At 70.3% G+C, this 12,036-nt stretch carries 11 protein-coding genes; 7 read left to right on the top strand and 4 right to left on the bottom strand.

All coding sequences use genetic code 11. The features are described from left to right. Positions 1-18: 18 nt before the first annotated feature. From ACZ38L_RS29000 to ACZ38L_RS28985, 4 genes are all read left to right on the top strand, one after another. Positions 19-432, top strand: coding sequence for an ATP-binding protein (locus ACZ38L_RS29000; protein ID WP_465698719.1), 414 nt, complete (start codon positions 19-21; stop codon positions 430-432). A 209-nt stretch (positions 433-641) separates the two neighbouring features. Then, complete coding sequence (locus ACZ38L_RS28995; RefSeq protein ID WP_465698717.1) at positions 642-1,883, top strand: class-III pyridoxal-phosphate-dependent aminotransferase; 1,242 nt, start codon at positions 642-644, stop codon at positions 1,881-1,883. A gap of 60 nt (positions 1,884-1,943) precedes the next feature. Then, positions 1,944-3,188 (top strand): hypothetical protein, encoded by a 1,245-nt coding sequence (locus tag ACZ38L_RS28990; RefSeq protein ID WP_465698715.1) that lies wholly within the window; start codon positions 1,944-1,946, stop codon positions 3,186-3,188. A gap of 84 nt (positions 3,189-3,272) precedes the next feature. Further along, the gene (locus ACZ38L_RS28985; protein ID WP_465698712.1) at positions 3,273-4,595 is read left to right on the top strand and encodes a UDP-glucose dehydrogenase family protein; all 1,323 of its coding nucleotides are present in this window, start codon (positions 3,273-3,275) and stop codon (positions 4,593-4,595) included. A gap of 190 nt (positions 4,596-4,785) precedes the next feature. Here ACZ38L_RS28985 and ACZ38L_RS28980 read toward each other — a convergent pair whose 3' ends face one another. After that, on the bottom strand, positions 4,786-4,926 hold the full coding sequence (locus ACZ38L_RS28980) for a hypothetical protein (RefSeq protein WP_465698710.1): 141 nt from the start codon (positions 4,924-4,926) through the stop codon (positions 4,786-4,788). A gap of 319 nt (positions 4,927-5,245) precedes the next feature. Here ACZ38L_RS28980 and ACZ38L_RS28975 point away from each other — a divergent pair, with 319 nt between their 5' ends. The 3 genes from ACZ38L_RS28975 (at position 5,246) to ACZ38L_RS28965 (ending at position 8,499) form a co-directional block, all read left to right on the top strand. Further along, positions 5,246-5,743, top strand: coding sequence for a hypothetical protein (locus ACZ38L_RS28975; protein WP_465698708.1), 498 nt, complete (start codon positions 5,246-5,248; stop codon positions 5,741-5,743). Positions 5,744-5,762: 19 nt separating this feature from the next. Then, positions 5,763-6,956 carry a M20 family metallopeptidase gene (locus tag ACZ38L_RS28970; RefSeq protein WP_465698706.1) on the top strand — a complete coding sequence of 398 codons (1,194 nt, stop codon included), beginning with the start codon at positions 5,763-5,765 and terminating at the stop codon, positions 6,954-6,956. Between the two features lie 298 nt (positions 6,957-7,254). Next, positions 7,255-8,499, top strand: coding sequence for a sporulation protein (locus ACZ38L_RS28965; protein WP_465698704.1), 1,245 nt, complete (start codon positions 7,255-7,257; stop codon positions 8,497-8,499). A 58-nt stretch (positions 8,500-8,557) separates the two neighbouring features. Here the strand turns inward: ACZ38L_RS28965 and ACZ38L_RS28960 are convergent, their stop codons facing one another. The 3 genes from ACZ38L_RS28960 to ACZ38L_RS28950 form a co-directional block, all read right to left on the bottom strand. After that, the gene (locus tag ACZ38L_RS28960; protein ID WP_465698702.1) at positions 8,558-9,259 is read right to left on the bottom strand and encodes a hypothetical protein; all 702 of its coding nucleotides are present in this window, start codon (positions 9,257-9,259) and stop codon (positions 8,558-8,560) included. A 27-nt stretch (positions 9,260-9,286) separates the two neighbouring features. Further along, positions 9,287-10,216 carry a replication-relaxation family protein gene (locus tag ACZ38L_RS28955; protein ID WP_465698700.1) on the bottom strand — a complete coding sequence of 310 codons (930 nt, stop codon included), beginning with the start codon at positions 10,214-10,216 and terminating at the stop codon, positions 9,287-9,289. Positions 10,217-10,510: 294 nt separating this feature from the next. Beyond that, the gene (locus ACZ38L_RS28950; protein ID WP_465698698.1) at positions 10,511-11,479 is read right to left on the bottom strand and encodes a hypothetical protein; all 969 of its coding nucleotides are present in this window, start codon (positions 11,477-11,479) and stop codon (positions 10,511-10,513) included. Positions 11,480-12,036: the final 557 nt, after the last annotated feature.

The raw sequence follows: 12,036 nt of genomic DNA, 5'->3' as shown, positions 1-12,036 counted from the left end.
CACGGCGGCGAGGTGTCCGTGGAGGACACGGCGTCGGCGCTGCGGCCGATGTTGCCGCGCCCAGCGACAGCGATGCTGGGGTACCGGCCGCAGGCGCCCGGGATCGCTCGCCGTCTGGTGCGGGAGAAGCTGAGCGAGTGGGGACTGGACGCCATCGTCGCGGATGCCGAACTGGTCGTCAGCGAGCTGGTGACCAACGCGCTGGGCACCGGATGCCGCACCCTCATGCGGGTGTCCGTCCGACGGCCGACCGATTCGCTCGTGCGCCTGGGCGTACGGGACGGCTCGCGGAGCATGCCGGTCCTGATCCAGGCCGGCCGCGACGACGAGCACCACCGCGGCCTGGCCCTGGTCCACGATCTGACCCGTGGCCAGTGGGGTGCCTGGCCCGATGCCAATGGCAAGACCATATACGCCGATCTGGCCTGCTGACCTGCCCCGTCCCGGACGGCGCGGCCACACCATCAACCTGACTGGCTTGCCCTCGGCCTCTGCCCTGCGGGTCCGGCGCACCGCGGTGCGCCGGACCGGCGCCCACGACCGCCGCGCACCCCCCCACCCAGTGAGTACACCTAAGAAGGGACCTCCCCGTGGATCAGTACGCGAACCGTCGCCAACGGCTGCTGACGTCGTCTCGACCCTTGCCGGACTTCGAAGTCGTGGCCGCCAGCGGGCCCTGGCTCCACCGCGCCGACGGCAGCCGGATCCTCGACGGATCCAGCGGGCTGCTGTGCGTGAACGTGGGGCAGAACAGCCCCAAGGTCCTCGCCCGTATCGAGCAGCAGTTCTCCCAGTACTCGTACGGGGGTGCTGCCGTCGTCCAGCCCCACATCCAGATGGAGTTGGCGGACCGCCTGTGCCGCGCCGTGGGGCGGCCGGAGGACTCCGTCGCGCTGGTCACCTGTGGGACGCTCGGCGTAGAGGTCGCTATCGGCCTGGCCAGGAACATCACCCGCGTACGCGACGGGAAGCGACGCGGGGACATCCTGACGTCCGACCTGAGCTACCACGGGATGAGCACGCTCACCCTCGCACTCGCCGGTAACCACGCCCGCCGCCCCCGCCCGGAGGACTCGCTCGGCATCGGCCCGGCGTTCCCGGCGCCCTACCCGCCCACCCACAACCACGGCCACCAGACGTGCGACGCCTCCTGCGCCGAGGAGATCGCGAAGGCGATCGACGCCCGGGGAGCGGAGAACGTCGCCGCCGTCCTGCTGGAACCGGTCAACGGCACCACCGGCGGCGCCTACGTGCCGCCCAACGGATACCTGCGGCGCGTCGCGGAGATCTGCCGGGAGCGCGACGTCCTGGTGATCCACGACGAGGTCCTGACCGGGCTGTGGCGCACCGGCACGCCGCTGGCCGGCCAGCACTGGGACGGCGTCGAGCCGGACATCGTGATCCTGTCCAAGGGCCTGGGCGCCGGCTACACCCCGGTGGCCGCAGTGCTGGTGTCGCCGGACATCGCGCCGTTGATCCGGCACGACGACGCGGACCCGCTGCCCGCGATGGGCACCATGGCCGCGCACCCGCTCATGGCCGCGGCCTGCCTCGGCGTCCTGGACGAGCTGGAGGCCATGGACCACGCGGCCTTCCGGGCGCGCGGCCAGCGGCTCGGCGCGTCCCTTCGATCCCTGACCGACCTGCCCGAGGTACGGGAGGTAAGGGGCCTGGGCCACCTGTACGGGGTAGAGCTCGCGCCCGGCCTCCTGTGGCCCCTGCTGCAGGAGACCGAGCGGCGCGGGGTGTTCTTCTACCCCTTCACCGGAGCCGGCCACCCGAAGTCCGAGGGCCTGGTCGTCGCCCCGCCGCTGACCTCGACGGACGAAGAGCTCGACTTCCTGACCGCCGCTCTCACCGACGCGGTGAGAGCCCACAGCTAACCCAGCCACCCCCGCCCCCTCCATGCGGGCGGACCATTCCACCTCAGAGAGGACACCGACATGCAGTTCCCCGTCACGGTCATCGACCAGCTCGATGGCGACCAGCTCCGCAAGTGGCACGACTTCTACGGGGTGAACGCCGACCGGCCCCGCTACGAGGAGGAGGGCATCTGGCGGCGCACCCAGCAGGCCGAGACCGCAGCCAACTCCGGCTGGACGGGCGAGGGCGACGCGCGCCGACGCATCGTCCACTACTGGCTCCAGTACGGGCTCGTGGACACCACGGCTGCGCAGTCGCTGGCCATGCAGCAGTTGTACCTGTACCACTCGGTGACCGCGCCGCAGACGGAGATCGAGGAAGCGTGGGAGCAGAACCACGCCATGCTCTCCGAGGGCGGCTGGAAGCACGTCGGACCGGGCCGGTTCGAGCTGGGTGACCTGCGCCTCCACATGATCCGCGTCGAGGAGCACCAGGAGGATCAGCGCGCGGGCCGCAAGCTCCCGGCGGGCTACGAGACCATCGACACCACGTTCACCTCCGTCAACACGTTCCCGCCGAGGGCGATCCGGCGTCGACCGTGGGAGGTTCTGACCCACGGGGTCCGGGTCAAGGACACCCCCGGCACGCCGGCCTACGCCGACAACCTGGCGCAGCTCGTGAACTACCTGCCGTTCCAGGTCGAGGTCGGCTGCGGCGTCTCCTACGAGGCGGGGATTCCGCCACTGCATCGGCTCCACGAGATGTACCACGTCAACGAGATCGAGGACGAGCAGCTCCGCAAGGGCTTCACCTTCGTCCTCGCGCCGGGCCGGGACCCGCTGCTCGCGGAGATGCTGCTCAACACCGAGGACAAAGTCTTCGAGCTGTCTGAGATGTACCGGGCCTGCTTCAACGCCGAGGTCACGCCAGCCCTGCACACCCTCAAGCGGATTGAGGAGGCCGGGCACATGGTCGGCCCGTTCATCACGAACAACTTCGACGCGCTCGGTGCCCGCGCCGGGTTCGAAGAGGAGTTCATGCGCCGCTACGACCAGCGAATCCCGCCGGTCACCTTCCACCCGGAGGCGAAGGCGCTGCTCGTGGTCGGGCTGCACGCCGACCGGCGGTGGGTGGCCAAGCGGGCTCGCGAGGCCGGGCTCAAGGTGTTCATCGTCGACCCGGAGGGATTCCCCCGTCCGGACGGTTCCTGGTTCGCCTACCCGCTGGAGGGGCCGCAGACCGGTGACGTGGTCGTCCGGCAGACTGCGGCCGACGCGATCGGCGAACTGGAGCAGCTGCTGAACTCCGGCATGGACAAGGCGTGATCGGTGGGGCCGGGGAACGGCGCTAGCCTCAGTACTGTTCCCCGGCCCCGCAGACGGGACCCCTCCAAGAGTGAGAGTCAAGGAATGCGTATTTCAGTAATCGGCTGTGGTCACCTCGGCATCCCGCACGCGGCGGCGATGGCCGAACTCGGCCACGAGGTCATCGGCGTGGACGTCGACCAAGCCAAGGTCAACCTGCTCAACGCCGGCGTATGCCCCATCTACGAGACCGGCCTTCCCGAGCTGATCGCCCGCCACACCGAAAGCGGGCGCCTGCAGTTCACCACCGACATCCGCGAGGCCGCCGAGTTCGCCGAGCTGCACTTCATCGGCGTCGGAACCCCCATCGACGCCGACGGCCGCTCCTACGACACCGCACAGGTCTACGGCGCCATCCGCCAGCTCGCCCCACACCTCACCAAGGCCTGCACCATCGTCGGGAAGAGCACGGTCACCGTCGGCACGACCGTCCAGGTCACCGCCCTCGCCCAGCGCCTGGCCCCCGCGGGTGCGAGCGTCGAGGTCGTCTGGAACCCCGAGTTCCTGCGCGAGGGCCACGCCGTCGAGGACACCCTGCGCCCGGACCGCATCATCGCCGGGGTCACCAGCCTGGAGGGAGAGAAGGCGATCCGCGCGGTCTACGCCGGCATCCTGGACGCCGGAGTCCCCTTGTTCGTCTGCGACCCGCAGACCGCCGAACTCGCCAAGGGCGCGGCGAACACCTTCCTCGGCCTGAAGATCTCGTACATCAACGCAGTCGCCGACATGTGCGAGGCCGCTGGCGGCGACATCTCCCAGATCGTGGAGATCCTCGGCATCGACCCCCGCATCGGCAGCGGCGGCATGAGGCCCGGCATCGGCTACGGCGGCGGCTGCCTGCCCAAGGACGTCCGCGCCTTCACCGCCAGCGCGCGGCAGCTCGGCGCCGAACGGGCCGCCTCCCTCCTGCTCGCCGCCGAGAAGATCAACGAGAGCCGCACGGACGTCGCCATGGATCTCATCACCCGCGCCCTTGGCGACCGACCCGTCAAGGGCGCCCGGGTCACGGTGTGGGGCGCCGCGTTCAAGCCCGGCACCAACGACGTCCGCGAGTCCCCGGCCCTGGCTCTCGCCCAAGCCCTCCAGCAGACCGGCGCCACCGTCACGGTTCACGACCCCCAGGCCGTGACCACAGCTGTGATCCGCAACCCCGAACTGGACTACACTGACGATCTGCCTGCCTCCGTCAACGGCGCCGATCTAGTTGTCCTGGCCACCGAATGGCCCGAGTACCAGCAGGCCAACCCCCAAGCCCTCGTGAGCCGCCCCGCCAACTCGCTGCTCATCGACTGCCGTACCACCCTCGACCCCGAGCCCTGGCGCGCGGCGGGCTGGAGTGTCTACCAGCTCGGACGCCCCGGGAAGTAGAACCGGGCCCCGAGAGCGCGGCGGGTCGGGCTGCCTGGCCGTGGGGAGTGCGGCATTTCGAACATGCGCGACATCGTGCACTCCTGCGGTACGGTGCCCGCCTATGGCGGGCGTAGTGCGCTGTAGCGAGCAGCGGGCGCCCCGGCCAAATGACAGTTGGCCGGGGCGCCCGTTTTGTGCCGCACGGGTCCTACTTGAACACCGCGACGACCACTGCGACCACTCCGGTCAGCGCGCTGACCGGGGCGGCGTTGCGCCGCAGCCACCGCCAGGAGTTCCGGAGCCTCGGGAGGATCCGGTGGCACCGGGGCGGTTCGGACTCTCGTTCCATGGGTGTTCTCCTGCTCGCCGGACAGCCGGCTGGGTTCGACCGGTTAGGGGTGAGCGAGTGGGGCACCCGTCCGCCAGTGAGCCGACGGGCGGAACGGTGGTCGTCGGAGCGGGCCCCGGTGACCACGGACTCGACCCTTCCACGCCGACCGTGCCCGCGGATATCCCAGATGTGAGTCGACCCCGTTAAGGCCGTTAAAGATCATCTATCGGCAGCGTGATCCGCAGTACGGGCTCCCGGTTTCCGGGCGTGCCCCGTCGGCGTTGCGGGGGGTCACCGGGCGTCGTCCGTGGCGGCGGTGGGCTCGGTGCGCGAGGTGATGCGAGCGAGCCGCTTGACCGACCTGATCGAAGCCATGGTCGAGGTCGTGTCCACCGCGCAGGAATGGCTGGTCGTCACCGGCAGCCGCTCCCGCGAGAAGTCCTACCTGGCGGCCATCGAGACTGCCGTCGCCCAAGTTCCCGACCTGGTGCACTACCGCGTCCTGTACGGACCGCCCCACCACCCGGAACTGACCACCCATCTGCTGCGCCTGCTGGAGTTGCGAGACCCGCGTGAGAGGCGCAACGGCCACCCGACCCTGCGGATCGGCGTGGTGGAGCAGCCCGCCGCGCTGGAGCGCTTCTTCGTCGCCTCCGAGACCCGGGCGGTGGTCCCGCTCCCGTCCCTGCATGGAGCCGACAGCTTCGACTCCGGCGTCCTGCTCGGACCCGAAGCCGCTGTGGGCCTGGTCCAGCACGCCCGGGAGGCCTGGGCATCGGCCCGGCCGTTGCACACCCCGGAAGCGGTTCTCGCGCTCACCCCGCGCGGGAAGTAGACGAAGGGCGAGGAGCGAAGTGAGCGAGAATCTGCTGGACGCGGCCCGAAGCCGGGCGACATCAGTCGTCGACCTGGCACAACGGCTGGTTCGCGCTCCCAGCCGTGGCGGCATCGACCCCTACGAGCCGGTCCTCGCGATCGTCGAGGACTGGCTGACCCGCCATCATCTCCCGCACCGGCGCCTGAATAACCCGGCAGGCGCCCCGGTCGCCCTCGTCGTCGAGGTCGCCGGCACGGCACCGGGAACCTGGTGGACACTGGACGCCTGCCTCGACACCGCCCCCTTCGGCGACGAGAACGCCTGGTCCTTCCCCCCGACCTCCGGCGACGTCAAGCAGAACTGGCTGCTTGGCCGGGGCAGCGCCGACTCCAAGCTCGCCGCCGCCACCTTCTGCCACATCGCCGCCGACGTCCACGCCCGCGCCCACGAACTGGCTGGCGGCCTCGCGGTGCTCCTGGACGTCGACGAACACACCGGCCACTTCGGCGGGGCCCTCGCCTACCTCGCCGACCCGCACACCATCCGCCCCGAGGGCGTGATGATCGGCTACCCCGGACTGGACGAAGTCGTCGTCGGCGGCCGCGGCCTGTGGCGCGCCCAGGTGAAAGTCCACGGAGCCTCCGGCCACTCCGGCTCCAGCAGGCCGACCGTCGGCGCGATCTCCCGCGCCGCCCACCTCATCCACGCCCTCGACAACGCCGACCTCCCAGCTCCCGCCGACAACGACCCCTTCCCGCTGCCACCCAAGGTCTCCGTCACCGCCTGCCACGGCGGCGAAGGCTTCTCCGTCGTCCCCGACCTATGCACGCTCTACATCGACATCCGCCTCACCCCCGCCTTCAACGAGAACGACGCCCACGACCTGGTCCACGCCGCCACCGCAGCCCTCGACCGAGACCACCCCACCCGGCACCCCACCGAGGTCGACACCGTCGCCATCTGGCCCCCGTTCCAGCTGGGCCCCGGCCAGGAACCCGCCGCCGCTCTGCTGCGCGCTGCCAAGGAGACCGGCCTCGAACCCCGGCCCAAGACCGCCGGCCCCTCCAACATCGGCAACCTGCTCGCCCGCCACGGCATCGCCGCCACCGCCGGCTTCGGTGTCCCCTACGAAGGACTCCACGGAATCGACGAACGCGCCCACCTGACCGAACTCCCACACGTCTACGCCGTCTACCACCAGACCGTCCTCGACCTGCTGCACCCGTCCTGACATCCCAGATCCGTCCCAGATCCATCCCACCCGGCGTCCCGGAAACAGCCCAAACCGCAGCCCTGGCCACCCCGGGGTCGCGGGCGGTCCCATGAAAGCGCTGGCCGTTAACCGGCCGGAGCCGAGACCGGACCGAGGGAGGCACCGCCGTGGCGCAACCGCACCGGACCCCGAAGCAGCCGAACACCAAGCTGAACGACTTCCTGGTGACCTACGGTGTCAGCCGTAAGGCACTGGCGCACCTCGTCAACCAGCTCGGTGCCCGCGACGGCCACCGACCTCCTACTCGCATACCAGCGTGGGCAACTGGCTGGCCGGCATGCGCCCCAAGGATCCGGCCCCGCGACTCATCGCCGCCGCGCTGAGCGGCCGAATCGGTCGGCCCGTCGACCCGGAGGAGATCGGCATGGGCGTGGCGCGCGAGGCGGACGTCCGGCTGGGATGGGATTTCCCCAGAGACCGCACCGACGCCATCCGCGGCGTCCAGCACTACTGGAGCACTGGCACCGTGAAGCGACGCGACTTCCTCAGCGGCGGCACCTTCGCCACCGCCGCCTACGCCACACCCGTCACCCGCTGGCTCGCCCTACCCTCGGACACCACCACCGGACAGAGCGCCGGGCGGCGCATCGGCCGCACAGACCTGGCCGACCTCTGGGACGCCGCAGGCCAAGCCCGCCAGTGGGACTCCAAGTTCGGCGGCGGCGACTGGCGCTCCAGCTCGGTCTCCCAGTGCCTCACCCACCAGGCCATCCCGCTCCTGGACGGCACCTACAGCGACGACGTCGGCCGCGAGCTGTTCTCCGCCACCGCCGAACTCGCCCGCGTCGTGGCCTGGTCCGCCTTCGACAGCGGCCAGCACGCCGTCGCCCAGCAGCACTTCATCCAGGCACTGCGGCTGGCGCGGGCCGGCGGCGACATCGAAATGGGCGCCTACGTCCTCACCACGATGTCACTGCAGAGCATGCTCCAGGGCTACCCCGACGAGGCGGTCGACATGGCCCAGGGCGCCTTCGAGCGAGCCAAGGGCCATGCGGCGCCCCGCGTCCTGGCCTTCGCCAAACTCGCCGAAGCCCGGGCCCACGGCCGCCTCGGCGACACAGCGGCTGCCACCGCCGCGCTGGGCAGCTCCGAGGACCTGCTCGACCAGGTCCGCCCCGGCACCAACGACCCGACATGGCTCGACTACTTCAACGAAGCGCGACTCGCCGCCGATGCCACCGAGGTGTTCCGCGACCTGGGCAAGCCCGCGACTTCCCTGGTCTGGAACCAGCGGGCCGAGACCATGCCGGTCGACCGCTTCGCCCGGGCCACCGGCATCCGCCGCGCGGTCGTTGCCACCAGTCACCTCCAAGCCCGCGACCTCGACAGCGGCCTGGCGGCGGGCCGCGAAGCCACGGACATCCTGGCCCGGGTCAGCTCCAGCCGCGCCACCGCGTATCTGACCAAGATCACCGAGGCCCTTGCCCCCTGGAAGAATGAACCGGCCGCCCGTGAGTTCAGCCACCACGTCAACCAGCTCCACCGGGCAGCACGGGCCTAACCGTCGCACGCCGTGCGTCGCCGACCCCCCGCGACGCCCAGCGCGACGACTTCACGCGTCAGCTGATGGCCACCGGGACGGTCCCGCCGATCAACTTCCCGGTCTTGATCGCGCTCGCGTAGGAAGCCCATGGCGGCTGGTCCGCGTAGATGTCGTCCCAGTCGAGCCGGCCGATGAGCAGCGCGATCGATCCCCGTTCGGCGGCCATGGCGAGCCACACCGACGGCGCGTACATGGTGGCGCCCGACAGCAACTCCGTCTCGTCGTAGCGAACGGCCAGACGATCCCCGGGGCCGGTGCGCACGCTCCACCGTGGACTCGGCGCCGGCAGACGGCCGAGCGAGACCAGTCGCTGCAACCCGCTGTCCAGGAAGTGCGAGATCACCGGGTCGAATGCCGAACCGGTGCCGTCGAAGACCATGACGTCCTCCTCGTAGGCGAGGAGCAGGGCGGCCCGGTCCCCGGAGCTTGTCGGGAGTCCGATGGCGCGGGGGATGAGATCGGTCGGGCCGGTGACGGCGAGCTCGTCGTGGCCGGCTTCGACGACCCGCGAGTCGGAGCAGCGGTGGTGGGCGAACCCCAGCCGGGACAGCAGGGGGCTGGTGGTGAGCACGGCGCTGACCGGCTCCTGGTCGGCGCGGCCGCGGCCGCCGCACTCCACGCAGGTGAAGGTCCGGGTCCGCTGGCGCAGCTCGGCGGCCTTGGTCGGGCCGATCCGCGCGAGGATGTCGTCAGCGATGGCGAGAGCGGGATGGGACATGTCGGTCCTCTCGGGGACGGTGGTGGTCTACAGATCGGTCCAGCTGCAGGCCGCGCGGTCAGGCCGGGTGAGCGAGTGCCACACCGGCGCGGACGGCCCGTGCTCCTCGATGTCGTCGAGCGTCGCGGCGCCGGCCGGGACCTTGCGCAGCAGGTTGACGACCCGCGCGCTATCCGTGGCGGCCAGCTGCAGGTCCTCGATCCGATTGCGCATCGTGGTCTGGGACCCGTTGGTCAGGACGAACAGGATCCGCGGGAACAGCGGGTAGTAGTCCTGCCAGGCCGGCGCAGCGCCTTGCGCCTCCGTGGTGCCGCGCAGCCGCAGCGGGATCGGTGTCAGCTCGTAGAAGCGGGCGTAGGCGGTCAGCTTCGAGGTGAGGGTCTCGCTGCTCTCGGTGCACCGGTCCAGCTCGATGAACGCCCGCAGGTGGGTCCGGCCCTCCGGGGTGCTGGCCGTGTACCGCATGAGGGCATCGGCGCGCAGCGCGTCGCGCCGGCGCTCGGAGAGCTTGTGGTAGACCTCCGGCACCCAGTCGAGCGGGCCGTACTCGTCGCCGCGCCGGCGGGCGTCGCGCAGGAACAGCACGTGCGTGAGGAAGACGTCCTCGGCGTGGGCGGCGTTCAGCAATGCCCGGTCAGGGTCGAGCTTGACCGGCGGGCTGTTCAGGCCGGCCAGCTCGCGGAACTCGCCCGCGATCTCCCGTCCGGCGTCGGTGAGGAAGAAGGTCCGCAACCGCCCGGGGAAGTAGGAGCGGGTCACGGAGTCGATCAAGCCCTTGGCGTGCAGGATCTGCAGGCGCCGGTTCGGCCAGCTCTTATTGGCGAAGGGGCCGAGCACTTCCCGCAGCTGGTCCGCCGTCACGAGCCGGTGCTGGAAGAGCAACGCCAGGACCTGCCGGTCGAAGCTCTCCCCGCTGTTGCGCTGTCGCACGGTCCTGCTGGCCACGCTGGTGGTCACGTCCGGGTCTCCCTCCTCGTCCGCACACCTGGTCGTGGGCGGTCGGTGCGGATTGCTACTGGCGTAGAGACAACCCCGGATACCTTGACGCACCCGTTGATGATCGACCCCTGGAGTGGACACGATTCCGTAACGCCGCACGTCAAGCAGGAGATGGGGATTCCTTGATGGCCTGCGCGATCGGCGTGGCCCGGCTCACGGGCGGTCGATTCCTTGATGGCCTGCGCGATCGGCGTGGCCCGGCTCACGGGCGGTCGATTCCTTGATGGCCTGCGCGATCCGACCATCAAGGAATCAGGCGCTCTCCGCGCCCTTGATCTCGTTGAGCAGCTTGCGGCCCCACTCGCGGGACACCCCGAGGTCCTCGCCAACCTGGTCCGCCGTCAAGGAGGGGTTCGCGCGCAGCATCTCCCGCACCCGCTCGCGCCGCTGCTCCGCGACGACGTTGCGCCCGGCCTGGCGCGGCCGCGGCTTCGATTCCACCACGCCCACCGGCCGGCCGCCGGTCTTCTTCTCGCCCTGCAGGAACCGCTCCTGGCTGTCCCAGACCTTGATGGTCCCCCGGCGGTAGTGCTTGACGCCGAAGACGAGCGCATCGGGCTGCGGACCGGAGGTGTACTTCGAGTCGGACTTGTCGGCCGTGTAGGTACGCCAGCTCGACGGGGTGGGCCGGCGCTCCTCGGGGATCACCAGGTAGGCCTCCTCGACGTCGAGCAGGTCGTCGTCGTTCTCACGGGCGAGCGCGCAGACGACCCACCGGCTGACGCTGAACTCCAGGCGCAGCTGGATGTCGAGCGGCCAGGCGCCCTTCGCGTTGGTCGCGATCAGCTTGGCGTTGACGTCGACCACCTGGTCCTCGGCGGCCACCGGCGCGTCCTCGGCATACAGGTCGACCAGCTCCACCTTCTGGTACTTCTCGTTGACCGCGGGGATCTTCGCGTCGTCGGCGACGGCGACCTTGGTGTCGGCACCGGTGAGGTAGGCCGTGAGGTAGTCGAGCACAAGCTTCTGCAGCGCCTTGTCCTCGACCGGCACCGTGTACAGCGCGTCGGGGTCGGCCGGGGTGAGCAGCGGGATCTCTCGCTCCTCGACGGCGGCGAGCAGCTGCTCCTCGTCCCAGTAGCGGAACTTGGCGCCGGGCCGGCTGATCGGCTTGGCGGCCAGCTTCTCCCAGCGACGGGTGTTGGTGAAGGTGCGCGGGCTGATGCCGAGCAGGGATGCGGCCTTGGCAGTGTCGGCGGCGGTGCGGCCGGCGGGGATCATCGGATGCTCCTTGGGTGGGCAGGTTGGGTGGCCGCGGCCCGAACTGGACTGCAACAAGAGAACGGTATCGCACTCGAAGCATGATCGGTATTTTTCTGCCAGAAACCTGTGCCTCGCTGTCGTCATGTTGAGACGGGACGGGGTGCTTCGCCACGGTGCCAGCGGCCCGCTCGTTTCGCCGTGACCTGCTGTTGTGTCGCGAGGCTGTTTCTACCGGGTTCTGTTGGCCCCACCCTTCCGGATTCCGTTGGCCTCACTTCTGGTCTGTACGGGTGACTCGGTGAAGCACCTGTCAGAAGTTCCGAACTCAACTGGCCCCACCCCTCGATCGAGTGACGTCCAGGAAGCACCCGATCAGCCCGGCGGCCACCGACCTCCCCGCGCCGCCAGCCCGCTCTCCGGCTGCCGTCAAAACTGTTGTAGACGGCGGTAGAGCTCCACAGCCTCCGCCGTTACCTGTAGAGGATGGCGTCCCGCCGACTGGTGTAGCCGATCACGGGTGAGGTGTGCGCGGGTTCGCTCCTGGGGCGCACACCCGCGAGGGACTCACGCTCCCT

It is taken from the genome of Kitasatospora sp. NPDC024654, from assembly GCF_055559155.1.
This window is presented reverse-complemented; position numbering and strand designations above follow the sequence as displayed.